The 23,672-nt window shown below is 67.3% G+C and carries 19 protein-coding genes; 10 read left to right on the forward strand and 9 right to left on the reverse strand.

Features of this window, described 5'->3' with window-relative positions:
* Positions 1 to 52: 52 nt before the first annotated feature.
* A complete protein-coding gene (locus BLS42_RS07845; RefSeq protein WP_090579045.1) occupies positions 53 to 706 on the reverse strand; it encodes a LysE family translocator in 654 nt (217 codons plus the stop codon).
* 53 nt (positions 707 to 759) lie between these two features.
* On the reverse strand, positions 760 to 2,256 hold the full coding sequence (locus BLS42_RS07850; RefSeq protein ID WP_176803271.1) for an amino acid permease: 1,497 nt from the start codon (positions 2,254 to 2,256) through the stop codon (positions 760 to 762).
* A 379-nt stretch (positions 2,257 to 2,635) separates the two neighbouring features.
* On the opposite strand from BLS42_RS07850, the gene BLS42_RS07855 reads away from it, so the two are divergent.
* Genes BLS42_RS07855 through BLS42_RS07865 form a run of 3 tightly spaced genes read left to right on the forward strand, consistent with a single transcriptional unit; the run spans position 2,636 to position 4,259 of the window.
* Positions 2,636 to 3,064: a hypothetical protein gene (locus BLS42_RS07855; protein ID WP_090579048.1), complete on the forward strand. Its 429-nt coding sequence runs from the start codon at positions 2,636 to 2,638 to the stop codon at positions 3,062 to 3,064.
* The gene (locus BLS42_RS07860) at positions 3,058 to 3,291 is read left to right on the forward strand and encodes a helix-turn-helix transcriptional regulator (protein WP_090579051.1); all 234 of its coding nucleotides are present in this window, start codon (positions 3,058 to 3,060) and stop codon (positions 3,289 to 3,291) included. The genes BLS42_RS07855 and BLS42_RS07860 overlap by 7 nt, the downstream gene beginning before the upstream one ends.
* Positions 3,288 to 4,259, forward strand: coding sequence for an NAD(P)-dependent alcohol dehydrogenase (locus BLS42_RS07865; protein WP_090579054.1), 972 nt, complete (start codon positions 3,288 to 3,290; stop codon positions 4,257 to 4,259). The genes BLS42_RS07860 and BLS42_RS07865 overlap by 4 nt, the downstream gene beginning before the upstream one ends.
* Before the next feature lie 21 nt (positions 4,260 to 4,280).
* Here BLS42_RS07865 and BLS42_RS07870 read toward each other — a convergent pair whose 3' ends face one another.
* From BLS42_RS07870 to BLS42_RS07880, 3 genes are all read right to left on the reverse strand, one after another.
* Positions 4,281 to 4,721: a protein-tyrosine phosphatase family protein gene (locus tag BLS42_RS07870; protein WP_090579057.1), complete on the reverse strand. Its 441-nt coding sequence runs from the start codon at positions 4,719 to 4,721 to the stop codon at positions 4,281 to 4,283.
* A gap of 35 nt (positions 4,722 to 4,756) precedes the next feature.
* Positions 4,757 to 5,674, reverse strand: a complete 918-nt coding sequence (locus tag BLS42_RS07875) for an SDR family oxidoreductase (RefSeq protein ID WP_090579060.1) — start codon at positions 5,672 to 5,674, stop codon at positions 4,757 to 4,759.
* A gap of 63 nt (positions 5,675 to 5,737) precedes the next feature.
* On the reverse strand, positions 5,738 to 6,652 hold the full coding sequence (locus tag BLS42_RS07880) for an alpha/beta fold hydrolase (protein WP_090579063.1): 915 nt from the start codon (positions 6,650 to 6,652) through the stop codon (positions 5,738 to 5,740).
* A 341-nt stretch (positions 6,653 to 6,993) separates the two neighbouring features.
* On the opposite strand from BLS42_RS07880, the gene BLS42_RS07885 reads away from it, so the two are divergent.
* The 5 genes from BLS42_RS07885 (at position 6,994) to BLS42_RS07905 (ending at position 13,147) form a co-directional block, all read left to right on the forward strand.
* Positions 6,994 to 7,914, forward strand: a complete 921-nt coding sequence (locus BLS42_RS07885) for an IclR family transcriptional regulator (RefSeq protein WP_256336330.1) — start codon at positions 6,994 to 6,996, stop codon at positions 7,912 to 7,914.
* Between the two features lie 111 nt (positions 7,915 to 8,025).
* Positions 8,026 to 9,216 carry an IS30 family transposase gene (locus BLS42_RS07890; RefSeq protein WP_090579066.1) on the forward strand — a complete coding sequence of 397 codons (1,191 nt, stop codon included), beginning with the start codon at positions 8,026 to 8,028 and terminating at the stop codon, positions 9,214 to 9,216.
* Between the two features lie 223 nt (positions 9,217 to 9,439).
* Positions 9,440 to 11,158 carry a urocanate hydratase gene (locus BLS42_RS07895; protein ID WP_090579069.1) on the forward strand — a complete coding sequence of 573 codons (1,719 nt, stop codon included), beginning with the start codon at positions 9,440 to 9,442 and terminating at the stop codon, positions 11,156 to 11,158.
* A 7-nt stretch (positions 11,159 to 11,165) separates the two neighbouring features.
* The gene (hutH, locus tag BLS42_RS07900; RefSeq protein ID WP_090579072.1) at positions 11,166 to 12,758 is read left to right on the forward strand and encodes a histidine ammonia-lyase; all 1,593 of its coding nucleotides are present in this window, start codon (positions 11,166 to 11,168) and stop codon (positions 12,756 to 12,758) included.
* A gap of 152 nt (positions 12,759 to 12,910) precedes the next feature.
* A complete protein-coding gene (locus BLS42_RS07905) occupies positions 12,911 to 13,147 on the forward strand; it encodes a hypothetical protein (RefSeq protein WP_090579075.1) in 237 nt (78 codons plus the stop codon).
* A 99-nt stretch (positions 13,148 to 13,246) separates the two neighbouring features.
* On the opposite strand, the gene BLS42_RS07910 is transcribed toward BLS42_RS07905, so the two are convergent.
* The 3 genes from BLS42_RS07910 to BLS42_RS07920 all read right to left on the reverse strand — a co-directional run bounded on the left by BLS42_RS07910 (position 13,247) and on the right by BLS42_RS07920 (position 20,744).
* Positions 13,247 to 18,091 carry an NAD-glutamate dehydrogenase gene (locus tag BLS42_RS07910; protein WP_090579078.1) on the reverse strand — a complete coding sequence of 1,615 codons (4,845 nt, stop codon included), beginning with the start codon at positions 18,089 to 18,091 and terminating at the stop codon, positions 13,247 to 13,249.
* A 140-nt stretch (positions 18,092 to 18,231) separates the two neighbouring features.
* Positions 18,232 to 19,191, reverse strand: a complete 960-nt coding sequence (gene hutG / locus BLS42_RS07915; protein WP_090579081.1) for a formimidoylglutamase — start codon at positions 19,189 to 19,191, stop codon at positions 18,232 to 18,234.
* 110 nt (positions 19,192 to 19,301) lie between these two features.
* Complete coding sequence (locus BLS42_RS07920; protein WP_090579085.1) at positions 19,302 to 20,744, reverse strand: NCS2 family permease; 1,443 nt, start codon at positions 20,742 to 20,744, stop codon at positions 19,302 to 19,304.
* Positions 20,745 to 20,865: 121 nt separating this feature from the next.
* On the opposite strand from BLS42_RS07920, the gene BLS42_RS07925 reads away from it, so the two are divergent.
* A complete protein-coding gene (locus tag BLS42_RS07925) occupies positions 20,866 to 21,459 on the forward strand; it encodes a copper resistance CopC family protein (protein WP_090579088.1) in 594 nt (197 codons plus the stop codon).
* Between the two features lie 63 nt (positions 21,460 to 21,522).
* On the opposite strand, the gene BLS42_RS07930 is transcribed toward BLS42_RS07925, so the two are convergent.
* Positions 21,523 to 22,152, reverse strand: coding sequence for an NAD(P)/FAD-dependent oxidoreductase (locus tag BLS42_RS07930; RefSeq protein ID WP_090579092.1), 630 nt, complete (start codon positions 22,150 to 22,152; stop codon positions 21,523 to 21,525).
* A 472-nt stretch (positions 22,153 to 22,624) separates the two neighbouring features.
* Here BLS42_RS07930 and BLS42_RS07935 point away from each other — a divergent pair, with 472 nt between their 5' ends.
* Positions 22,625 to 23,662: a universal stress protein gene (locus tag BLS42_RS07935; protein WP_090579095.1), complete on the forward strand. Its 1,038-nt coding sequence runs from the start codon at positions 22,625 to 22,627 to the stop codon at positions 23,660 to 23,662.
* Positions 23,663 to 23,672: the final 10 nt, after the last annotated feature.

The raw sequence follows: 23,672 nt of genomic DNA on the forward strand, positions 1-23,672 counted from the left end.
CTGGGTTGCCCGGCTGGGTGGCCCGGCCCGGTTGCCCGCTTGGGTTGCCCGGTCAGTCGCCCCGCTGGAACTCCGCGGAGTTGCCCACGAGGGCCAGGGTGCCGCCCAGCCCGATCATCATCACGCCGCCGGTGGTGCTGAGCGCGGCGATCCGCCGGGGGGAGCGGGCAAACCAGTGCCGGGCCGTTCCCGCCGCGAGGGACCACGTACTGTCTGAAACCAGGGCAATCAGCAGGAAGATGGCACCCAGCGTACCGAGCTGCACCGGAATCGCGCCGGCGGAGTAGTCCACAAACTGCGGAAGCACGGCTACGAAGAACACAATCGACTTGGGGTTGGTCGCACCCACAATGAAGCCCTCCCGCAGCACCCGGGCGGTCGAGGATGGGTTCGGGGAGGACGCCGTCGCCGGGCCGCCGCCACGGTGCCGGATCGCCTGGATCCCGAGGTAGACAAGGTAGGCGGCGCCGGCGAATTTCACCACGCTGAACAGCAGCAGGGACTGGGCCAGCACCACGCCGACGCCAAGGGCCACGGCGGCGATCTGCACCACCTCCCCGGCCGCGTTCCCGAGGACGCTCAACAGCCCGCCCCTGCGTCCCAGGGCCAGGGTCCGTCCGATCACGAACAGCACGCTGGGCCCCGGGACGGCGATGAGTACGAGGGAGGCCAGGGCAAAGGCCAGGACGTTGGTATCGGGGACCATGCCTGATCTTAACCCCGCAGGGGGCGCTCCCGGGAGGCCTCGTCCCGGCGCCGTTACCGCCCGGCGGGAACCTGCGGGAGCTGGGCCGTTTCGTCCACGAGTTCCGCCCGCGCCCGGCCATGGCCGCGGACCCAGAGCCGGTAGGCGATTACCAGGACGCCGAGCCAGACGGCGCCCACATACAGCGCCACGCGGGTGTCCTCGAAGACGCCCAGAATCACGATCACGAGGGCCATGAACGCGATGGTCAGCACGGAAGCGGCGGGCCACCACGGTGAGGGGAACTCCGACGCCGGCAGGGATTTGCGGGCGATCTCGCGTTTCATGGCGACGTGGGAGGCAAGGATCATGGCCCAGACCCATACGGTGGCGAAGGTGGCGATCGAGGCGATCAGCAGGAAGACGTCCTCCGGGATCACGGCGTTCAGAACCACCCCCACCAGCAGGATGCCGGTCATCATCACCACGGTCATCCACGGCACCCCGTGACGGGAAACCTTGCCGAAGCTCGCCGGGGCGTGGCCCTGCCGGGCAAGGCCGAAGAGGATCCGGCCGGCGCCGAAGATGTCGCTGTTGACGGCCGAGAGCGCCGCCGTGATGACCACCGCGTTGAGGATGTGGGGCGCGGCCGGGATGCCCAGGCCGCTGAAGATCTGCACGAAGGGGCTGCCGTTGCTGCCAATTTCGTCCCACGGGAACAGGCTCATCAGCACGCCGAGCGTCAGCACATAGAACAGCAGGACCCGGACGGGAACGGTGTTGACGGCCTTGGGGATGACCTTTTTCGGGTCGGCGGCTTCACCGGCGGTGATGCCGAGGGTCTCCACGCCGCCAAACGCAAACATCACGACGGCGAAGGATGCCAGGAGCCCTTCGAACCCGTTGGGGAACAGGCCCCCGTGGTCCACGAGGTTGCCGAGCCCGGGCGCCACGGTGGCGCCGCCGGCCTGGAAGCCGAAGACGATGATCGCCGCCCCGCCCGCGATCATGGCGATGATGGCGGCAACCTTGATCAGGGAGAACCAGAATTCCAGCTCGCCGAACACCTTGACGCTAAGCAGGTTCAGGGCCGCCAGGAAGAAGATGATGGCCAGGATCCAGACCCAGCGCTCCACGCCGGGGAACCAGAATCCCATGTAGATGCTGAACGCCGTGACATCCGCGATGGCCACGATCGCCATCTCGAAGACATAAGTCCAGCCGGTGACGAACCCGGCCAGCGGACCCAGGTAGCGGCTCGCGTACTGGCCGAAGGACCCGGACACCGGATGCCGCACCGCCATTTCACCCAGGGCGCGCATCACCATGAAGACTGCGGCGCCGCCGATCATGTAGGCGAGCAAGACGGCGGGCCCGGCCTTCTGGATGGCGGAGGCGGAGCCGTAGAACAGCCCCGTGCCGATCGCCGATCCCAGCGCCATGAAGCGGATGTGCCGGACATTGAGTCCCCGGCTGAGCACGGAGTCGACGGCTGCGCCGACGGCGGTGACGGCGCTGCCGGTGCCGGCTTCGTCAGGTGCCGGCTTCGTGGCGGTTTGGGCTTGTTGCATGCGAATACCTTCTCGTCATTGGGAGGGGGATCGCCATCCAGCAGACCATGTCCGGCCTTGCTGTGAGGAGTCTCACGGGAACTTCGTGTCTTTGATTTCAGACTGTGCGGCAGCCGCGCCGCTGGGATTCCCCACCTTTGGCGGGGCCCGGCGGCGTGTGGTCCCGCGACGGCGGCGCGTCCCGGCGTCGTGGTGGCAAAGGTGGGGAAACTCCGCGCGGGGACCACGTGCGGCAGCCGGGGCGGGGGCGGCCCCGGCCGCCGCCGCCGTCGAACCCAAGCCTCAAGCGAGTCGAAAACTCTTGACACCATGTCAGGTTTTCTTTACTTTGGGGATGTCAGGTTTGTTTTACATAGCGCTGGTGGCCCGGGAGCGGCAGATGTCATTTGAAGAGAAGAGCGCCTGGATCATGGGGGTGCTAGCGGCCGCAACCTATGCCGTGTACCTCGCCGTCGTTTTTGGCCTGGCCGGCACCATGCCGCTCACGGAAGTGCCGTACGTGGCGCCGCTGCTGTGGACGGTCGGCGCCTCGATCGGCCTTTCGATCGTGCTCCACCTGGTGATCCGGGCGCTGTCCGCCAAGGACGCCGGCATGAAGGACCAGCGGGACAAGGAGATCTACCGCTTCGGCGAGCACATCGGCCAGTCCTTCCTCGTCGTCGGGGCCGTGACGGCGCTCCTTCTGGCCATGGCCGAGCTCGATCACTTCTGGATCGCCAACGTCATCTACCTGGCCTTCGTCCTGTCGGCGATCCTGGGATCCGTGGCCAAGGTGGTCGCCTACCGCAAAGGCTTCCAGCCGTGGTGAAGCCGACCCGGGTCACGAACTCCATCCGGCGCCTGCGCTTCGAAAGCGGCGAGCTGACCCAGGCAGAGCTCGCCGAGCGTATCGGCGTGACCCGCCAGACGGTCATCGCCATCGAACAAGGCCGCTACTCGCCGTCGCTTGAGCTGGCGTTCCAGATTGCCCACGTTCTCAAAGTTCCGCTCGATGACGTCTTCCAGTACCCCGACTTTGAAGGAGAAACACCATGAAAGCGATCGTTCAGGATGTTTACGGTTCCGTTGAAGTGTTGGAGCTGCGGGACGTCGAAGCCCCCGTGCCCGGCGATGACGACGTGCTGATCCGGGTCCGGGCCGCCGGCGTCGACCAGGGCGTGTGGCACCTCATGACGGGTCTTCCGTACCTGACCCGCGCAGTCGGCTACGGGCTTAGGAAACCGAAGACCCGCATTCGGGGCCGGGCCGTGGCGGGCCGGGTGGAGGCTGTCGGCCGGAACGTTGTCGGCTTCCGGTCGGAGGACGAGGTGTACGGCACCTGCGAGGGATCCTTCGCCGAATACGCGTGCGCAAAGGAAGGCCGGCTCGCGCTGAAGCCGAAGAACCTCAGCTTTGAACAGGCCGCAGCCGTCCCGATCTCCGCCGTCACGGCCCTCCAGGCGCTCCGGGACGCCGGCAGGGTCCAAGTCGGGCAGGAGGTCCTCGTGATCGGCGCGGCCGGCGGTGTGGGCACGTACGCGGTGCAGCTCGCCAAGGCGTTTGGGGCACAGGTGACGGGGGTGTGTAGTACCGCGAAAACCGATCTGGTCCGGTCAATCGGCGCGGACCATGTCATCGACTACAAGCATGACGACTTCGCGGATGGGGCCAGGCAGTTCGACCTCATTGTCGACACCGCCGGCAACCGCCCGGTCGCCGTCCTCCGGCGGGCGCTCAAGCCAAAGGGAACGCTCGCGATTGTCGGCGGGGAAGGTGGAGGGCGGCTGGCCGGCGGGATTGGACGCTCGCTCGGCGCGGCACTGCTCTCCGTGTTTGTCGGCCAGCGGCTCACAGGCGTCATGTCCGCAGAGCGCGCCGAGGACCTCCGGTTCCTGACCGGGCTCATCGAGGCGGGCGCGGTGACTCCGGTCATCGGCAAGTGCTATGCCCTGGCGGACGCGCCTGCGGCAATCCGGGACCTGCGCGACGGCCACCTCCGCGGGAAGGCCGTTGTCACCGTTTGAGCCTTGCCTACTGAGCTTGGTCTAGGGCGTTTCCGCGTGAAAGCGGGCGACGTAGCGCCGCTGCCCCGGAGTCTCCACTGTCCGGCGCCGGTATTTGCGGCGGACATAGGACACCGCCTGGGCGGGCGGGACTCCATCCAGGACGGCGATGCAGGCCAGTGCGGTTCCGGTCCTGCCGATGCCGCGCCAGCAGGCCACTTCAACCCGCTCGGACTCGGCCCGGCGCCAGGCCTCCCGGAATGCGTCGACGGCGTCTTGGTGGTTGGCGGGCAGCCGCAGGTCGGGCCAGAGCAGCCACCTGGACTCCCATTCCACCCGGGGCGGCTGTTTGCCCAGCAGGTAGAGGCCGAAGTCAGGAAGCGGACCCTCGGGCAGCGCGTAGTGCAGCCCACGGCCGCGGACGCTCCGGCCGGACGGAAGGACCAGGACGCCGTCCTGGGATGGCTCCCACGTCTGCTTCATGCTCCAGATCGTAGTCCTTCCGCCGGGGCGCGCGGTCAGCGGTAGCCGGCGGCATCGGCGTCGAGCCCCGCCTCCTGGACTTCCACGAGGTATCTCCAGCAGTCCGGCTGCGAGCCGTCGGCGTCGGTGAAACCGTACTCGCGCGCCAGCGCGCCGGAGGAATAGGAGCCGCCCGTGCGGCTGAGCACGTTGGGGTCCGCCGCCAGGGCCGCGACCGCACGCCCGACGAACAGCGGGCTTTCCGAGATCGCGGCAAAGTGCGGTTGCGTGCTGGCGGCCTCCCGCCAGTTCGCCTCCGTGACGCCAAAGTGTTCGAGCATCATCTCGGAGCGCATCCAGCCGGGCGTCAGTGCCAGGGCGGTGCACCCGGACGGTTTCAGCTCCTCGGCCTGGCTGAACGCCAGGCGGATCACCGCGGTCTTGACGAGGTCGTAAAACACGGACACCCGGTAGTGCTGTGCGTTGTATTCGCGGGTGCCGTCGGTCATTTCCACCACCAGGCCGCCGGGGCGGCGCGTGAGCAGCGGGAGAGCGAAGTGGCTGGTTATGAGGTGGGTGTCGAGGCCAAGATGGAGCATCTGCAGCCCGGCATTGAGATCGTGGGCCCAGAGTGGAGTGTTCCATTCAATGAGGTCCTCTCCGCCCCAGATGTCGTTCACGAGAATGTCCAGCCGGCCTTGTTCCGCGTCGATCCGTTGGACCAGGGCTTCCACCTCGGCGGCCTGGCGGTGGTCGACGGCGACGGCGATCCCGGTGCCGCCCGCGGCGCTGACGAGAGCGGCCGTCTCTTCGATCGTTTCGGGCCGGTTGTAGTCGGAGCGGTGGCGGGAGGTGGTGCGGCCGGTGCAGTACACCACTGCTCCTGCCTCGCCGAGGGCGACGGCGGTGCCGCGGCCCCCGCCGCGCGTGGCCCCGGCGACGAGAGCGACCCTGCCCGACAACGCTCGAACCATGCTTTCACTACTTTCCGCCGGGGAACCATCCCGGGATCAGGCCGCCCATCGCCAGCGGACACTTCATGGCGACCGCAGGTCATCGAGGAGCCGTTGCAGGTACTCGGGCCGCTCGATATTGGCGAAGTGGCCGCAACCCGGGATCGTGACGAGCTGGGCGTGCGGGACTATTTCGGCCAGCCGGTTCAGGTCAGACGGAGGCGTGAACACATCGCTGTCCCCGCGCGTCGCGAGTACCGGGCAGCGGATGCCGCGCCACTGGCCAAAGTCGTAGTGCGCCGCGGCGCGGGCCGCCGCGGAGAAGCTGGCTGGCCGGGCGTCGTCGCCCAGCCCGCGGATCACCCCGGCCGATATGGTTGCGGGATCTGCGAAGAACGGGGACAACACCAGTCCCGTCACGGGTGTGCTGCCGACTGCTCGGACCAGCGCCGGCGCTGCCGGACCCAGGGCCGCCACGGAGCGCATGAGCAGCAGCATGCCGACAAACGCCGGGAAGCTGGCCAGGCTGTGTAGAGGCCGCCTGGCCGCCTCGGACACGCCGAATGTGGTGGCCGAAATGGTGGCGACGCTGGCCGTCCGGTCCGGCCAGGCCGCGGCAATGTGCAATGCCAGGAATCCTCCCATGGAGTGGCCCACCAGGTTCCATCGCCGGTAGCCGAGCGAGTTCAAAACGTCGGTGACAACCTGTGCCATCGCCTCGATACTGAAATGTTCCAGCCGGGCGCCCTTCGTGGATTCGCCCCAGCCCGGCAGATCAATCAGCACGCGGTCATGGGCCGGAGGCCCGGAAAGTATCGGCGGAAAGGAAGTCCAGGATCCCGCGGCGCCGTGAAGGTAGACATCCGCTGTGCCGGGCGCGGGACACCGGCTTCCGGTGCCGTGCTGGACCCGCACCGTGCAGGAGCCCAGTTCCGTCGGGAGGACGTGCCGCCGCAGCGTCGCCGCTCCATTGCGGTCGGGTTCGTGTTGAACGCTCATGGTCACTCCTGGTCCTAGCCTCTAAATCGTCTCTGAAACTGATTCGGAGCAGTAGGGGTACCGGACCGGCCGCTGCTGCCGCAGCCGGCGGACTGGTGCTGCCTCAACGGTAATCCGGTGTTTTGGCTCTGGGGAAGGGCCAAAAGGAACACCCGAACGGGGCTTGCTTGGATTTTTTGCACCGCTGTCATTTGACTGAAAGTCCCCGGCACCAGCCACAGGCACGCGCAAGGTGTCCGGAATCCCAGACATTGGTTACTGTGGGAGGCTGTCAGTTGTGCGGCGTCGGGCGCATGCTTAAGTACGGGATACCGGACACCGCCCGACCCTGAAGAGGATCCATGCCACCCACCAGCACCGTCGTGAGCCCCGCCGCCGCGACTCCGCCAGCAGTCCCCGCAGCGCCTGACGCGCCCGTGGGTCAGTCCGCCACGCACGCCGCCGGCACGCCTGCGCCCAAAGCCGCCCGCAGGACCGCCGGCGCCAAGGTGGCGTCGAAGGTGCCGGCCGCCGAAAACACCCTGCGCATCCTCAAGCTGCTGGCCTCCCGGCGCGGACCGATGGCGGCGTCGAACATTGCCACCGCGTTGGGACTGCCGCGCTCCAGCGTCTACCACCTGCTCGGAGTGATGGAAGCGAACGGCTTCGTGCTCCATCTGCATGAGGAGCAGCGCTACGGCCTGGGCATCAGCGCGTTCGAGCTCAGCTCGGCCTATTCCCGGCAGGAGCCGCTGTCCCGGCTGGGCCGGCCGATGCTCGCCTCGCTCGTGGACGTGATTGGCGAAAGCGCGCATCTCGCCGTGCTGCACGGCCGCGACGTGCTCTATATCGTGGAGGAGCGGGCCAAGAACCGGCCGTCCCTGGTGACCGACGTCGGCGTCCGGCTGCCCAGCCATCTCACCGCCAGCGGGCGGGCCATCCTCGCCGCGCTGCCGAAGTCCCAGGTGCGGGCGCTGTACCCGAACGCCGCCGCCTTCACGGCCCGGCACGAAACCGAATCGCCCATCATGAAGTACTCCGCACTGTCCTCCCATCTGGACCAGGTCCGGCAGCGCGGCTACGCCACCGAACACGGCGAGGTGACCCCCGGATTCGGCTCGATCGCCGCCGCCGTGACCGACCACGTGGGGTGGCCCACCGCCGCCGTCGCCGTGACCTTCCTCGAGGACAAGCTGCCCCCGGACCAGTGGCCGGCCCTGGCCGCCCGGGTCCAGAAGGTCGCCGACGAGCTCTCGGTCCGGATCCACGGCCGCCCCGCCTGACCCCATGCCCCACCGCCCCCTTCCACACCCCGGTTGCGCTATCACCTAGCGCTGCCATTCCCCCGGCAAATTCATATGGTCGCAGCAACGCTCTGATTGATGGAGCGTTAGATGGTCAATGTGTTTTCCCTGGATGCGCGCACTGAGTTCTTCGATCTGGTGTGCTCGGGGATGTCGATTCTTGCTGCGGCCCGGTGTGTCGGGGCCACGCATGGGACCGGGAGGAACTGGTGGGCCCAGTCTGGCCAGATGATGACTGTGAGCATGGGGCCCGTCGGGGGTCTTTCGGATCCGGCCCCTTCCCCGGAGGGGCCGGGCGGGCGGGCCTTGAACCTGGCTGAGCGGGGGATGATCCAGATGGGCCGGCGCAGCGGGCTCAGTTACGCCAGGATTGGCGAGGCGATCGGCCGCAACAAGTCCGTGGTCTGGCGCGAGGTGAACCGCAACACCGGCACGGACGGGGAGTACTACGCCTCGGTGGCCCATGCGAGGGCCCACCAGGCCCGGCGCCGGCCCAAGCCGCTGAAACTGGTCCAGGACGAGGCGCTCTGCCGGCTGATCGGGGTGTGGATGGATGACGGGTGGAGCCCGAAACTGATCTCGGCCATGTTGGCGTTCTACTTCGCCGGTGATCAGACTATGCAGGTGAGCCACGAGACGATCTATCAGGCGTTATACGTTCAAACCCGCGGAAGTCTGCGGGCGGACCTGGCGGAGAAGCTGTCCCTGAAGCGGAAGCAACGTGTTCCCCACACCGCGGACCGGCACGCGAACAGTCCCTACAAGGAAGCGTTCAAGATCAGTGAGCGCCCCGCCGATGCCCAGGAGCGGGCGGTCCCCGGGCACTGGGAGGGGGACCTCATCATCGGCTCCGACGGGACAGCGATCGGCACCCTCGTCGAACGCTCGACCCGGTTCACGATCCTCCTCCACCTCCCCGGGAATCACACCGCCGACACCGTTGCGGCCGCGATGATCCGGGAGATGGGCCAGCTCCCGGATCACCTGCGGCGCTCGATCACCTGGGACCGCGGCTCGGAACTCGCCGAGTATGCCCGGATCCAGACCGCGCTGGACACCACGCTCTACTTCTGCGACCCGCACTCACCCTGGCAACGCGGGTCCAACGAGAACACCAACCGCCTCCTCAGGTTCTGGTTCGAGAAAGGCTCGGACCTCTCCGTCCACACCCCCGAGGACCTCCGCCGGGTCGCCGCGAAACTCAACCGCCGGCCCCGGCCAACCCTCAACCTCGAAACCCCAGCCAACCGGCTGAACCAGCTGCTACAAGCGGCGGCTTAAACCCCGGCGTTGCTGCGACTACTTGACTTTGCCCCCGTTTTAGCAACCGGAAGTGATAGCGCAACGGGGGGAGGGGGAGGGTCTGGAATCCCGGACAGCACCCCCGCGGTGGGCCTGTTTCCACGGCCTCGAAGGGGCTTTAGTTGATACAGAACCTCATTCCTCCCGATTCACCCAGCACAGACACCAGCCAGCACCACATCCAGCAACAAAGGAGACCCTCATGGCACCCGCCGATTTCACCACCGGTGCCCGCCCGGTCAAAGCAGCCCGCGGCACCGAGCTCACCGCCAAGAGCTGGCAGACGGAAGCCCCGCTGCGCATGCTCATGAACAACCTCGACCCCGAGGTCGCCGAGCGCCCCGATGACCTGGTGGTCTACGGCGGCACCGGCCGCGCCGTCCGGTCCTGGGCCGCGTTCGACGCGATCACCCGCACCCTGGAAACCATGGAAAAGGACGAGACCCTTCTGGTCCAGTCCGGCAAGCCGGTGGGCGTCTTCCGCACCAACGAATGGGCGCCGCGCGTGCTGCTGGCTAACTCCAACCTCGTCGGCGACTGGGCTAACTGGCCCGAGTTCCGCCGGCTCGAGGCCGAGGGCCTGATGATGTACGGCCAGATGACCGCCGGCTCCTGGATCTACATCGGCACCCAGGGCATCCTGCAGGGCACCTTTGAGACCTTCGCGGCAATCGCCCGCAAGCTCACCGGGGACGAGAACGGCACGCTCGCCGGCACCCTGACCCTCACCGGCGGCTGCGGCGGCATGGGCGGCGCCCAGCCGCTCGCCGTCACCCTGAACGACGGCGCCTGCCTGATTGTCGACGTCGACGAAAGCCACCTCCGCCGCCGGGCCGGCAAGCGATACCTCGACGAGGTCGAAACGGACCTCGACACCGCGATCGCCAAGGTCCTCAAGGCCAAGGAAGAGCGCCGCGGCTGGTCCGTGGGCTACGTCGGCAACGCCGCCGAGGTCTTCCCCGAGATCCTGCGCCGACACAATGCCGGCGAGCTCACCGTGGATATCGTCACCGACCAGACCTCCGCGCACGACCCCCTGAGCTACCTGCCCGAGGGAATCACGGTCGAGGAATGGCACCGCGAGGCCGCCGCCGATCCCGAAGGCTTCACCAAGAAGGCCCAGGCCTCGATGGCCAAGCACGTCCAGGCCATGGTCGAGTTCCAGGACGCCGGCGCCGAGGTCTTCGACTACGGCAACTCCATCCGTGACGAGGCCCGCAAGGGCGGCTACAACCGCGCTTTCGAATTCCCCGGCTTCGTCCCGGCCTACATCCGCCCGCTGTTCTGCGAGGGCCTCGGCCCGTTCCGCTGGGTTGCCCTCTCCGGTGACCCCGAGGACATCGCGGTCACGGATGCCGCCATTAAAAACCTCTTCCCCGAGAACAAGCACCTGCACCGTTGGATCGACGCCGCGCAGGAACGCGTCGAGTTCGAGGGCCTGCCGGCCCGCATCTGCTGGCTGGGCTATGGCGAACGCGCCAAGGCCGGCCTGCTGTTCAACCAGCTCGTCAAGGAAGGCAAGGTCAAGGCGCCCATCGTGATCGGCCGCGACCACCTCGACTCCGGCTCCGTCGCCTCCCCGTACCGCGAAACCGAGGCCATGGCCGACGGCTCCGACGCGATCGCCGACTGGCCGCTGCTCAACGCCCTGCTCAACACCGCCTCGGGCGCCACCTGGGTCTCCCTCCACCACGGCGGCGGCGTCGGCATCGGCCGCTCGATCCACGCCGGCCAGGTCTCCGTCGCCGACGGCACGGACCTCGCCGCGCAGAAACTCGAACGCCTCCTCACCAACGACCCCGGCATGGGCGTCATCCGCCACGCCGACGCCGGCTACGACCGCGCCGTCGAGGTCGCCAAGGAACGCGGCGTCCGCATCCCCATGCAGGAGTCCACAGACTCCGCAGAAGCAAAGAAGTAGGAACACCATGTCTGTACTGACCCACGAACCGCTCACCGTCACCCTCGGCTCCAGCGGCGTGACCCCCGAAGACGTCGTCGCCGTCGCCCGCCACGACGCCCACGTGACCATCGCCCAGGACGCCCTCGACGCCGTCGCCAAGGTCCGCGCCCACATCGACGACCTCGCCCACAGCGAGGTCCCCGCCTACGGCATCTCCACCGGCTTCGGAGCGCTGGCCAACCGGCACATCCCCAACGAGCTTCGCACCCAGCTGCAGAAGTCGCTGATCCGCAGCCACGCCGCCGGCATGGGCCCGGCCGTGGAACGCGAAGTGGTCCGCGGCATCATGTTCCTGCGCGCCAAGACCCTGGCCTCCGGCCGGACCGGCGTCCGCCCGGTGGTGCTGCAGACCATGGTGGACGTGCTCAACGCCGGCATCACCCCGGTGGTCCGCGAATTCGGATCCCTCGGCTGCTCGGGGGACCTGGCGCCGCTGTCCCACTGCGCCCTGGTCCTGATGGGCGAAGGCGAAGCGACCGGCCCCGACGGTGAGCTTTATGGCACCAAGGGCGGCCGTACCGTCGCCGAACTCCTCGCCGAACACGGGATCGAACCCGTCACCCTCGCCGAGAAGGAGGGCCTGGCCCTCGTCAACGGCACGGAGGGCATGCTCGGCATGCTGCTGATGGCCATCGCGGACATCCGCCAGTTGCTTACGACGGCGGACATCACCGCCGCGCTCAGCGTCGAGGCGCTGCTCGGCACGGACCAGGTGTTCCTGCCCGAGCTGCACGCAGTCCTCCGCCCGCACCCGGGCCAGGCCGCCGCTGCCGACAACATGCTCCGGGTCCTGTCCAACTCGCCGATCGTGGCCTCGCACCGGATCAACGACACCAAGGTCCAGGACGCCTACTCGCTGCGCTGCGCACCGCAGGTGGCCGGCGCGGTCCGCGACACCGTGGACCATGCCGCCATGGTCGCCTCCCGCGAACTGGCCGCCGCGATCGATAACCCGGTGGTCCTGCCCGACGGCCGGGTCAGCTCCAACGGCAACTTTCACGGCGCCCCGGTGGGCTACGTGCTGGACTTCCTCGCGATCGCCGTCGCGGACCTGAGCTCCATCGCCGAGCGCCGGACCGACCGGATGCTGGACCCGGCGCGCTCGCACGGGCTGCCGGCCTTCCTGGCCTCGGACCCCGGCGTCGACTCGGGCCTCATGATCGCCCAGTACACACAGGCCGGCCTGGTTTCGGACAACAAGCGGCTGGCCGTCCCTGCGTCGGTGGACTCGATCCCGAGCTCGGCGATGCAGGAGGACCACGTCTCCATGGGCTGGCACGCGGCCCGCAAGCTCCGCCGCGCGGTCGAGAACCTGCGCCGCGTCCTGGCGATCGAACTGGTGACCTCGGCCCGGGCACTGGACATCCGCACCCAGCTCTCCGGCGGCGAACTCACGCCGGGTCCTGCAGGCGCGGCCGTGATCGCTGCGCTGCGCGACGTCGTCGACGGTCCGGGCACCGATAGGTTCCTGTCGCCGGAGCTTGAGGCGGCGGACGCCCTGGTGGCGTCGGGCAAGGTCCGTGCGGCGGCCGAATCCGCCGTGGGAAATCTCGCCTGAGAAGAAACAAAGTGCACGGCGGCTGAACAATTCCCGGCGTCCCCGAAATCTTTGGCGACACGGAAGGCGGGGGCCCGGGAACTGTAGTACAAATGGAAAGTCCACACCAACGAAGTTGTGGCAAAGAACACATACAAAGGGGTAAGAGTTCTATGAAAGCACGCGGCACGGTACTGTCCAGACGCCTTGCATCCGCAGCTACGGTTTCCGACTGGAGCGGCCTCCGGGTCGGCGAACGGGTCGAAATCGTCAAGCACGCACAGGTCATTGCGGCCGGTGAGGTCGAAGAAGTCTCACTGAGCGGAAATGTGCTCTGGTTGGTCCCCGCCGGGCCGTCCGAGACCCAGCTTTTCCTGCAGTCCGACGGCGTGCAGGTGCGCCGGGCGTAGCTTCAACAGTTCAGTAGAAAACCGGGACTAATTCGCCGTTCCGCACCATGGTGGTGTGGTTTTGCGAATTAGCCCCGGTTTTTGTCGGTGCGGTGCTGCCTAGCGGCTGACCACGGCCCGCAACAGCTTGACCGCAACGGACAATGCTGCAATGTCCACCGGACCCGGTTTGATGGCCTCTTTGATGGTTTCCTGGATCCTGCCGAGTTGTTCGATGTTTTCGCGCTCCCAGGCGACGATGCGCTCCACTGGATCGGCTCCGGGTGCGGAGGGGCGTGGAGTATTGCGCACAACAGCCTTCGTCATGCCTGCAAGGACCAAATACAAGTCGTCCCGAAGTGCCGCCCGCGCGAGGGCCTCCCAGTGAGTTTCCCGCGGCAACGCCGTGATGTGTTCAAGAATGGGGACCGCCGAGATCCGCTCGAAGACGGCAAAGTACACTTCGGCCACGGCGTCCACGGGCTCTTGGAGTTCTTCCGATATGGCGGAGATGTCCAGAAGACCGTAGTTGACCAGGATCTCGGAGGCACGCACGCCCAATTCATGGGGCAGTCCGACGGCGTCGGTGTGGGCCAGCCGGATCACCGCATGCTGCAGATTCACGCCGTGAAGGAAGCTGCTGAACTTTGGGCGCAGAACCGACATGGGGGGCTCGAGCCGGACCAGTGCATCGGCGATTGGCTTGTCCCGGAAATCGTGGTTGACATACCACCGTGTCGAGCGGTCCAGCAGGCGGCGCATGTCGAGTGCCACCGCACACCCGTGCTCGCTGGGGATGCTTGCCGGCAACTGTGCGAGGGCCTCGGTGATTGAGTCGAAGTCCCAGATCTTGCGCATGACCACGAACCCACGGGCCACGGCGGCCGCCGACACCGTGGTCTCCTCCATTGCCCTGAACGCGAAGGCAATGCCCCCCAGATTGATCATGTCGTTGGCAATAACAGTGGCTACGATCTGCCGCCGCAGCGGATGCCTGGACAGCTCCTCCCCGAACCGCTCCCATAGCTGGCGCGGAAAGTAGTCGCGCAGCGTCCGGGAGAACCAGGGGTCATCGGCCAGTCCGCTGAGGGTGAGTTCCCTGGCCAGCGCGATCTTGGCATACGCGGCCAGCACGGAGAGCTCCGGAGATGTCAGGCCTACGCCGGTCTGCAGACGGGTGTGCAGTTGCTCGGTGCCGGGCAGGCATTCCAGGTTCCTGTCCAGGTCCGTCACGGCCTCCAGCCAGTCCATGGTCCGCTCAAAGCTCGGGCTCCATTGAAGCACCAGCTGGCGGTCGTTGAGGAGGAGCACGTTCTGGTCCACGTTGGTTTTTAAGACCAAGCGTCCGACTTCCTCCTGAAGGGAGTGCAGGAAGCCTGTCCTTTCATCCGGGGACATCCGTCCCGCGGCGATCATCCTGTCGAGGAAGATCTTGATGTTCACTTCGTGGTCCGAGCAGTCCACGCCGGCGGAGTTGTCGATCGCATCGGTGTTCAGCAGGACCCCACCCAGTGCGGCCTCTATCCTGCCTCGCTGGGTGATGCCAAGGTTGCCGCCCTCGGCGATGATCCTGGTCCTCAGCTGAACGGCGTTGACACGGATGGCATCGTTGGCCTTGTCTCCCACGTCTGCGTGGGTCTCGGTGGAGGCCTTGACGTACGTGCCGATGCCTCCGTTGTAGAGCAGGTCCACAGGGGCCAGAAGGACGGCCTTGAGCAGCTCCGGTGGGCTCATCGCCGTCGTTCCCCGCTCCAGCCCCAGTGCACGGCGCACTGCTTCGGTGATCTCGATCGACTTCTCGAGCCGGGAGAACACGCCGCCGCCCGCGCTGATTTTCGAGACGTCGTAGTCGCCCCAGGACGACCGGGGAAGCCCGAACAGCCGCTGCCGCTCCGCATAGGAGGCGGCCGGATCGGGGGTTGGGTCGAGGAAGATGTGCCGGTGGTCGAACGCCGCCACCAGCAGGATGTGGCGGGACAGCAGCATGCCGTTGCCGAACACGTCACCGCTCATGTCGCCAATGCCCACTACCGTGAAGTCCTCGGCCGTGGAGTCGATGAGCAGCTCGCGGAAATGGTGCCGAACCGACTCCCAGGCCCCGCGTGCCGTGATGCCCATCTGCTTGTGGTCATAGCCCACCGAGCCGCCCGAGGCGAAGGCATCGCCGAGCCAGAATCCGTACTCAAGGGCCAAGGCATTGGCGATGTCCGAGAACGCGGCCGTCCCCTTGTCGGCGGCAACAACCAGGTAGTAGTCATCGCCATCGTGCCGGACCACCCGCTCGGGCGGTACAACCAGCTCGGTGGACCCGCGGGCGCCGTCGAGGGATGTGAGCAGGTTGTCGGTGATGTCCAGCATGCCGCGGATGAAAATCCGGTAGCTCTCCTGGCCTTCCGCCAGCCACGCCGCCCGGTCTGAGGCGGCGTCGGGCAGCCGCTTCGGATAGAAACCACCCTTGGCACCCGTTGGCACGATCACAGCGTTCTTGACGGTCTGCGCTTTCACGAGTCCCAGGACCTCCGTCCGGAAGTCCTCCCGGCGGTCGGACCAGCGAAGCCCGCCGCGGGCAAGGGCGCCAAAGCGCAGATGCACCCCTTCAACCCGGGGCGAATAGACCCAGATTTCGTATTTTGGCCGGGGGGCGGGTGCGATCGGGACACCGGAGAGATCGAGCTTGAAGCTGAGGTAGGGCTTGTTCAGGAAGTAATTGGTGCGCAGGGTGGCCTCGACGAGACTCGAGAAGGAACGCAGCAGACGGTCGGCGTCCAGGACCGGCACGGCGTCAATGGCAGCCGTCAGCTCACTTCTGGCGGAGTCCATGTGACTGAGGCGGGTTGGCTGGTCGAGATCCGGATCAAACTTTGCCTCGAACAGTGCAAGGAGTGCGCGCGTGGCCCGGACATTCGCCCGCAGCGTGTCCGCCATGAAGCCGTAGGAGCTGGTGGTTCCGAGCTGTTGCAGGTATTTCGCATAGCCGCGCAGGATTGCTGTCTGGCGCCATCCGATTCCTTCCCTGATGACCAGTGCGTCAAAGGTGTCGGACTCGATGTCTCCTCTCATGGCGGCGCGAAACGAGTCGGCAAGCAGCCCGCTGGTGCCCAGGGGGTCCACGCCGGAAGGGTATTTCAGCCCGAGGTCGTACAGGAAGAACGTGCGGCCATCGGCACGCCGGACGTCGAAGGGCCGTTGGTCGAGCACCTCGAGTCCCAGGTTGTGGAAGAACGGCAGAATCTGGGTCAGGCTCTGCGGCCGTGTCAGGTAGAGGCGGATCCGGGCGTCCTCGGCCAGCACCGGAGTCCCCGGGCGTGCGTAGACAGAAAGCAGCGGGTCATCGCGGTTCCTGCCGTCCTGCCCGTCCAGGCTTTCGAATTTGATGATGTCCTCGACGGCGTCCTCCGCCCCGTAGTCGGCCTTGTAGCTGGCCGGAAACGCCTGGGCCCACTGCACGGACAGCCGGGCGGCGTCGCCAGCGGGGAATCTGTGCTGCAGAGCCTCGTCCAAGCCCTCGGCCCAAGACCTCGTGGCAGCAATGATGCGCAGCTCCAGCGCTGAGGCGTCGACGGCGGGCCGTCCTCCGCCCGGAAGCAGTATCCGGAAAAACACGCGGGCCATGGCCGACTCGCTGAGACGAAGTTCGAACTCGACGGCTTTCGAGTTGAAGGTCTCCCGCAGTTCCCGTTCGATGTTGAGCCTGACCGCCGTGCTGTAGCGGCGGCGGGGAAGGAATACCAGGGCGGACATGAAGCGTCCATAGGAATCGGGCCTGAGGAACAGTCGGGTGCTGTGGCGTTCCTGGAGGCGCAGGATTTCGCGCGCATGGCTGGCCAGCCCGTTTGCGTCGATGTGGAAGAGCTCGTCGCGCGGATAGGCCTCGATGGTGGCCAGCAGTTCCTTGCCGGCATGGGACCCGGGCGGGGATCCGAGGCGGTCCAGTACCGAGGCCACCTTGTCCCGGACGATCGGGATCTGTTGCACGGACCGGCTTGCAGCGCTGGGGGCGAAAAGGCCAACAAAGCACACTTCCCCGGTAAGGTTGCCGGCCCTGTCAAACCTCAGGAGGCTGACTTCGTCCAAGTAAGCGTCCCGCAGGACTGTGGAACGGATGCCTGCTTTCGTGAGGGCCAAGGCCGGACCCCGGGGCCTCGGCTTGGCGGAACCTTGCAGCGACCGGCTCTGCTCCCGATGCCGGAGGAGCCCGAGGCCGGGCCCCGGCCGCGCCGCGAGGACCGGCATCCCGTCGTCGTCCGCTATGTCATACCCGCGGTACCCGAGGAACACGAAGTTGCCGTCGTCCAGCCAGCGCAGCAACTCCCTGGCCGCCTGCGCTGTTACGTCCACTGCATCCGCGGCCGCGGCTACAGCGGCATTGGCATCCAGGGCGGCAACTTCCGCGGCCACGTGCCGATGGATGGCTGCGGAATCCTCGGCGGCCGCCCGGACATCGGCAAGGACCGCCTGAAGATTGAGAATGAGCCGATCGGCGCTGGCCTGATCCGGCAGTCTGGCGATTTCGACGGCGATCCAGGCCTCCGTGCGGGGCAAATCTCCATTGGATTCAGACGGCGACGGCATTGCGAAAGGCTCGTTCCCCACCGGCAAAGCAGTGCGGAGCGGTACCGGCTGGATGTCCACGAGCTCGTTCGTCCCGCGGGCCCTCCCAACGGTGAAGGTGGGGTGGACCAGCAGGCGTATGGCGGTATTGTCACGGGCCAGCGCCGCCGTGATGGAGGGAAGTAGATACGGCATGTCCTCAGCCACGATTGCCACGACGCTGGCGTCGGTTTCACTCAGCACTCCGATGACGGACTGGCCCGGGCCCCGGGTTGCGGCCAGAGAACGATGGTATTCGGCACGGTTCCGGAGCGATTCGGCAGTGTAGTTCCGTATGTCGTCGTCGGCCACATGCTCGTAGTAGTCCGTCAGGAATGTGTCCGGGCCGTGTGCAGGGCCGGATTCTGGGGACATTGCGCTGCGCCTCCATCGCGCAAGGAGAGGCCGTGCTGCTGCGGTCGCCGAAACCTCGCGCCTGCTTTCATGATGGCTGGCGCGGGGCAGGCAGTCCATCCCCGCGGGGCCGGAGCGACGCCTCCGAACCCCTGCGCGCCCTACCCCAGCAGCGTATTGAGCAGCCGCGCGGCCACCTTGGCGGTGCGGCCGTCGATATCGAACTCCGGGTTCAGCTCGGCGATATCCAGATGCAGGAGCTTCCCGCTCGCGGCCACCTGCCGGCACACGGCGCTGATCACCGCGAGCGGCACCCCATAGGCGGCCGGAGCGCTCACCCCCGGGGCCACCGAGGCCGGCAGCACGTCCAGGTCGATCGTCAGGTACAACGCGTCCACCTGCGCCAGGAACGCCGCCACAAATGTGTGCGCGGCCTCCGCCGAGCAGTCCTCGTCCAGCAGGTAGTCCACGCCGAGTTCGTCTGCCGTCCGGAACAGCGCCCGGGTGTTGTTTGGCTCTGAAATCCCGACGACGGCGTAGCGCAGTTCGCGGCCGGCGGCGGCTTCCGCGCGGGCCATCTGCAGGAACGGGGTGCCGGAGCTCGGCACGGGCTCATCGCGGAGGTCGAAGTGCGCGTCGAGATTCAGCACGCCGACCGTCATGCCCTCGCGCACGGCCGCCGATCCGGCCACGCCGAGGTAGCTGGCAAAGGCGGTCTCGTGCCCGCCGCCCAACACCACGGGAAGACGGCCGGCGTCGAGCAGCCTGGTGATGGCGAGCCCGGCACGTGCCTGCCCTGCCTCCAGCGCGTCCCCGGCCACGGTGACATCACCGGCGTCGTGCACATCCCGCGACAGGTGGAACGCGAGCGGGCCGAGCGCGGCCCGGATGGCGGCGGGGGCGGCCGCAGCGCCGGTCCGGCCTTTGTTGCGCCGCACTCCGGCGTCGCTGCCGAAGCCGAGGATGACGGCGGGGCGCGGACCAGGGGAAGCCACCGGAACCGTGCGGGCAGTGTAAGGGGCCACAGCCTGCCACCAGCGCCGGTGCTCGTCGCCGTCGCCATCGAACCGGCCGGTCCAGGGCTGCGGCGGGACATCAACGGGGAGCGCGGGAGAAACCATGCCCCTAGCTCACCGCAGCCCGGGCCGGAAAACCAGCAGCGCCGCCGTCGGACTGTCCGGAATCCCGGAAACTGGGCTCAAAAGCGGTTAAACAGCGGGAAGGCCGGACCCTAGTGAATCCCGAGGACCGCCTCGATCGGACCGATCGCGAAGAACAGCAGGAAGGCCGCAGCCACAGCCCACATCAGCGGGTGCACCTCGCGGGCCCGGCCCTCGAACAGGCGGATCAGCACGAAGGTGATGAAGCCCGCGCCCAGGCCGTTGGCGATCGAGTAGGTGAACGGCATGAGGGTGAACGTCAGGAAGGCAGGGATCGCGATGCCCCAGTCCTGCCAGTCGATCTTGCCCACCTGCGAGACCATCATGAAGCCGACGATCACGAGCGCTGGGGCCACGGCCTCGAATGGCACGAGGTTTATCAGCGGGGTGAAGAACATGGCCACGAGGAACAGCAGGCCGGTGACGACGGAGGCCAGGCCGGTGCGTGCGCCTTCGCCGATGCCGGCGCCGGATTCGACGTAGATCTGGTTCGACGAAACGGAAGCCCCGCCGCCGATGATCGCGCCGAGGGCATCCACCTGCAGCACGCGGTCCACGTTGGGGATGTTGCCGTCCTTGTCGATAGTGCCGGCTTCCGTGGCCAGCCCCACCATGGTGCCCATGGCGTCGAAGAAGATGCTGAGCAGGATCACGAACGCCAGCAGGCTCGCCGCGACGAAGCCGAGGTGCTCAAAGGCGCCAAAGGGGTTGGCCTGGCCGATCAGGGACAGGTCCGGGGCCGCCCACTCGGTGAATTTCGGGGCAACGAGGGACCAGCCCTGCGGGTTGTGGGTCTTGCCGTCAAAGCTGGGCCCGATGTGAAGGATGGACTCCAGGATCACGGACAGGATGGTCGAGGCGACGATGCCGATCAGGATGGCCCCCTTGACCTTGCGGACCACGAGCGCGATGGTCAGGACCAGGCCGAAGACGAACACGAAGGTGGGCCAGCCCAGGAGCTTGCCGTCGAAACCCAGGCCGACCGGAACCGTGGTGCCGGCGACATCCGGGATGCGGCGCACGAAGCCGGCGTTGACCAGCCCGATCAGGGCGATGAACAGGCCGATGCCCACCACGATCGCGGTCTTCAGGCCCTCGGGAACGGCCTTGAACACTGCCGTCCGGAAACCTGTGAGGACCAGGATCAGCATGGTGATGCCCGAGAGCATCACCAGGCCCATCATGTCCGGCCAGGACAGTCCGGGGTTCGTGGCCACGGTGACGGCGACGAACGCGTTGACGCCGAGCCCGGTGGCCAGGGCGAAGGGATGCTTGGCCCACGCGCCCATGAGGATGGTGAGGATGCCGGCCACGAACGCGGTGACGGCAGCGACGGCGGGGAAGCCGAGGGTCGCGCCCGTGGAATCAGGCCCGGAGAGGATGAGGGGATTCAGCACCACGATGTAGCTCATGGCGAAGAACGTGGCGAACCCTCCGCGGATCTCGCGCGAGAAGTTCGACCCCCGCTCGGATATCTTGAAATACCGGTCGAGTGCGGAGCCCTGCTTGAGCATTAGGTCTTGCATTAGTCCTCCGGGAGTGATGGGTGTTGCCTAAATCCTATTTGGCGCCCAACGGCCAACCCTGCATTTTCGCCTAGTCTGTAAGGAAGCCAACACTAGGAGTAGCCTGTCCATGCGCCGTATCCGCCAGCTTCGCAGTGCCCTGCTGGGCGCCGTCGTCCTTGTGGCCGTCCTGCTGGGAGCGGTGAGCCCGGCGTCGGCGCACGACACCGCGGAGTCCACCAGCCCGGCTGCCGGAGCAACCGTCGCGGCGCCGCCGGAGCAGGTCTCGGTCACTTTCAACCACAATCCGCTCGCCCTGGGGTCGCAGATCCTGGTCAACGACGCCACGGGCGCCAATTGGGCGGACGGCCCCGTGAAGATCGTGGACAACGTCGCTGCGCAGAAGCTGAAGTCCGGCGCCCCTAAAGGGCAGTACACCGTGCACTGGCGGGTGGCCAGTTCCGACGGCCACCCGATCGAGGGCAGCTTCACCTTCACCGCGACGGCGGCTGCAGCAGGCACGACGGCGGCTGCCGCGGTCCCCACGATGGGCACCGCCCAGCCGGGCACTACGCCGGCGCCCGCCCCTGCGCCGGCTGGGTCGGAGCAGTTTCCCTGGAGCGTCATGGTCTTCGTCGCCGTGGGGATCGGCATCCTGGTGGCCCTGGGCCTGATGGCAAAACGCCGCCTCACACCGGACGAAGGCAGCGACACCGAAAGCTGACCCAACACCGAAAACCAAAGCAGCGTCCGGAGACCACGTGATCTGCGGGCAGGCCGGCTCCGGCTAAGCGGGGGCAGCCAGGGCAAAGCCGCCAGGCAGCAGCGTGGGGCCGCCATCGGGGTAGACCTTGGCGGAGATCGCCTGTCCCACCACCTTGGCCTGGCGCAGGACTTCCTTGGGCGTCGGCGTAATGAGCTCGCCCACGCCCACGAGGTACATCCCGAGGGCATGCATCGCCGCCATAAGGTTCTGTCCGACTGCCATGCCAAGCTCCGAGAGCATGCGGCGCAGCTGACTGTGGGCGCAGCGGGTCAGGACAAGATGGTCGGCCAGAAGGACGCCGCCCGGGGTCTGGACGGCCCACTTTTCGGTGGGTGAGCCGTCCGTGCCGGTCTCAAGGAGGTCCAGCTGCAGGGCCCGGATGTTGTTCCGCACGTCGAGTTTGTGGCTTGCGGCGTAGTTGCGCAGGTGCCGCAGGATTTCGTTGCGCTCCCTGAGGCTGGCGGCGTCCGCCGCGTCGCAGCGCTGCAGCGAGGAGGTGTTGGCCGGATGGCCGGCACCCAAGAGGTCGAGCCCGTCCACAATGATGGACGCGACACCGCGGCGTTGGAGCTCGCTGGCCACAGCCAGGCCGGAGAGCCCCGTCCCGATGACTACGGCCGTGGTCCGCTCGATCCCGCCGTACAAAGGCATGCTCGACACTGCAGGGTACCTCCTTGAAATGGTGCCAGTCGCGGGGAAGACCCCGGACGCCAACCCAGGCCTGGTTCCGCAACCCCAGCGGCTGCGTTCTGAAATACCAGTCTCGGTTCAGCAATGCCTCGAAGGATACCGAAGATTCCCGCCCGTGGATAGAGGAGGTAGGACATTGGCCCTAGTCCCGAATTTTGGGCGGTTCCGTGCCCCGAATCCTGCGGAATCCGTCCCGAAAGCCCGGAAATCCGCGCCGCGGAACGGCGTGTTAATTCTGCGTAAATCCTTCGGGCGCGGCCCGCCAGGGACGCCGGGCCGCCGTCTTGAATGTTCGCAATTAACCGAGAATAGTGAGGAAAAACAGGGGTTCTTGCGCGCAGATTCCGGGTCGCCTCGCCGGTGGACGCCGGGCGGCGGTACTTCTGGCAGAATAGCCGCAACATCAGGCAAGAATCGCGAGGAGGCGGACCCAATGGGCCGTGAACAGGTGCATCCGGACCCGGCATGGGAGACCGGTGGCGAGCCGGCGCCTCCCCGGGGAATCGTTGTGGGAGTGGATGGCTCGGACCACAGCCACTGCGCCCTGGTGTGGGCAGCCCGCGAGGCTGAGCGCCGTCGCCGCCCGCTGCACATCGTGACCGCCTATTCGGTGCCGATCTTCGCCGCTTCCGGGCTCGACGGCGGCTACGCCACGGTGGACGACTCCGTGATCCGTGAGGGCGCCGAAGCCATTCTGAAGCACGCCCTCGACAAGGTCGCGGTTTACAACATTGACGTCGACGCCTCCGTCGAAAACGGGGACGCGTCCGGCGTGCTGCTGGAAATCAGCGAAACCGCGGAGCTTCTGGTGTTCGGAACCCGCGGCCGCGGCGGCTTTGTGGGCCGGCTGCTCGGCTCCGTCAGTAGCGCGCTGCCCGCCCACGCGAAGTGCCCGACCGTCACTGTGCCGCTGATCTGCGCGGACCGGCTGGGCGAAACCACTGACGACAAGCATGTCCTGGCCGAACGGGCCAAACTGGGCCACCAGCTGATCGAGAACGTCGTGGTGGTCGGCGTGGACGGTTCCGAGCAGGCCCGCGTCGCCGTGCTGGAAGCCGCGGCCCAGGCCGAACGGCTCTCCGCCCGGCTGCGCGTCGTGTGCGCCGTGCCGCAGTACACCGGCTCGCTGGCCTGGGTGCCCACACCAATGGACCGGGATGCGCTCTTCGCCGACATCAAGGTCCAGCTCGACGCCGGCGTGGCCTGGCTGCGGAGCCACTTCCCCGCCCTCCAGGTGGAGACACAGCTCGTGGACGGCTCTCCCGTCGACATCCTGGTCGACGCCAGCCGGCACGTGGAACTCGTGGTGGTCGGCACCCGCGGGCGCGGCGGCTTCGCCGGGATGCTGCTGGGCTCCACCTCCGACGGCGTCCTCCACCACGCCAAGGGGCCGATCATGGTGGTGCCGGACCGCGACGACCTGCGGCTGGCGGACAGGGCCAGCTTCGGCCCGATGCTCGGCGACTCCTAGGGCCCCGGGC

Origin of the sequence: Arthrobacter sp. ov407 (assembly GCF_900102895.1) — a bacterium.
Lineage (GTDB): Bacteria > Actinomycetota > Actinomycetes > Actinomycetales > Micrococcaceae > Arthrobacter.

Coding starts and splice junctions, on each gene's coding strand:
- BLS42_RS07845 (WP_090579045.1), bottom strand. CDS start 706: ATGGTCCCCGATACCAACGTCCTGGCCTTTGCCCTGGCCTCCCTCGTA.
- BLS42_RS07850 (WP_176803271.1), bottom strand. CDS start 2,256: ATGCAACAAGCCCAAACCGCCACGAAGCCGGCACCTGACGAAGCCGGC.
- BLS42_RS07855 (WP_090579048.1), top strand. CDS start 2,636: ATGTCATTTGAAGAGAAGAGCGCCTGGATCATGGGGGTGCTAGCGGCC.
- BLS42_RS07865 (WP_090579054.1), top strand. CDS start 3,288: ATGAAAGCGATCGTTCAGGATGTTTACGGTTCCGTTGAAGTGTTGGAG.
- BLS42_RS07870 (WP_090579057.1), bottom strand. CDS start 4,721: ATGAAGCAGACGTGGGAGCCATCCCAGGACGGCGTCCTGGTCCTTCCG.
- BLS42_RS07875 (WP_090579060.1), bottom strand. CDS start 5,674: ATGGTTCGAGCGTTGTCGGGCAGGGTCGCTCTCGTCGCCGGGGCCACG.
- BLS42_RS07880 (WP_090579063.1), bottom strand. CDS start 6,652: ATGAGCGTTCAACACGAACCCGACCGCAATGGAGCGGCGACGCTGCGG.
- BLS42_RS07885 (WP_256336330.1), top strand. CDS start 6,994: ATGCCACCCACCAGCACCGTCGTGAGCCCCGCCGCCGCGACTCCGCCA.
- BLS42_RS07890 (WP_090579066.1), top strand. CDS start 8,026: ATGGTCAATGTGTTTTCCCTGGATGCGCGCACTGAGTTCTTCGATCTG.
- BLS42_RS07895 (WP_090579069.1), top strand. CDS start 9,440: ATGGCACCCGCCGATTTCACCACCGGTGCCCGCCCGGTCAAAGCAGCC.
- hutH (WP_090579072.1), top strand. CDS start 11,166: ATGTCTGTACTGACCCACGAACCGCTCACCGTCACCCTCGGCTCCAGC.
- BLS42_RS07905 (WP_090579075.1), top strand. CDS start 12,911: ATGAAAGCACGCGGCACGGTACTGTCCAGACGCCTTGCATCCGCAGCT.
- BLS42_RS07910 (WP_090579078.1), bottom strand. CDS start 18,091: ATGTCCCCAGAATCCGGCCCTGCACACGGCCCGGACACATTCCTGACG.
- hutG (WP_090579081.1), bottom strand. CDS start 19,191: ATGGTTTCTCCCGCGCTCCCCGTTGATGTCCCGCCGCAGCCCTGGACC.
- BLS42_RS07920 (WP_090579085.1), bottom strand. CDS start 20,744: ATGCTCAAGCAGGGCTCCGCACTCGACCGGTATTTCAAGATATCCGAG.
- BLS42_RS07925 (WP_090579088.1), top strand. CDS start 20,866: ATGCGCCGTATCCGCCAGCTTCGCAGTGCCCTGCTGGGCGCCGTCGTC.
- BLS42_RS07930 (WP_090579092.1), bottom strand. CDS start 22,152: ATGCCTTTGTACGGCGGGATCGAGCGGACCACGGCCGTAGTCATCGGG.
- BLS42_RS07935 (WP_090579095.1), top strand. CDS start 22,625: ATGGGCCGTGAACAGGTGCATCCGGACCCGGCATGGGAGACCGGTGGC.